The sequence below is a fragment of the Seonamhaeicola marinus genome (assembly GCF_008085455.1).
The window spans coordinates 1-739 of record NZ_VSDQ01000170.1 but is presented as its reverse complement, the minus strand read 5'-3'; the positions used below and the strand labels follow the sequence as shown (position 1 = coordinate 739).

The following is a 739-nucleotide window of genomic DNA, read 5'->3' as shown; positions in this document are numbered from 1 at the left end:
TTGTACTTTTTAATGAATCTGTAGCTTTTGCTATACCATTAATAATAATTTCATTTTGGCTAGCATCAACATCAAAAGCTAAGTAGTTAGTAAATGTTTTTAAGTTTAGTTTGGGTTCTAAAGAAAAGTGATTAACAAAGGTTGTATCTGCTTTTAAAATTACTGAGCATGTTTTGTTATCACTTAAAGTGCTGTAAACTTTCTTTAAATTAGTGTTGGTTTTAAAAGTATTAAAAACAGCATCAATAATAGGTTTTGATGATGATGCAAAAAGAACACTATCAATTACTGTACTGTAAAATACGTTATTGTTTAAAGTAGATTTTACAATGGTTTTATTTTTATACGTTAATGTTTCTTTGGTGTAATTTTTTAAAGAATCGGTTTTAAATAACGTAGAATCTTGTTTGGTTATAAAACTGTATTGTATGCTGTCATTTTTATCTTTTGAAAAACAAATTAAAGCAGTGTTGTTGGGTTTTAAAACAGATGTGTTTTTTAAGGTTTCTTCTAAACTTAAATAGGTTTTACTTTTTGAAAGTGTTTTTAAGAAATGATTATTGTTAATTGTATTTTTAAGACTTTCAAAATTTGAAGTTTTAATTATTATATCACTGTTTTTTGGTGCAAAATCAATAAGTTCAGTACGTTTTTTTGTTGGGTTTGAGCAATTAAATAAGGTTAGTACTGCAATAAATATTATAGCGTAGGGTTTCATGAACAAATTAATTTTATGTAA

At 24.9% G+C, this 739-nt stretch carries 1 pseudogene; it reads right to left on the bottom strand.

The features are described from left to right. Positions 1-718, bottom strand: a pseudogene (locus FUA24_RS02810) (ribonuclease HII); the annotation flags it as partial. Positions 719-739: the final 21 nt, after the last annotated feature.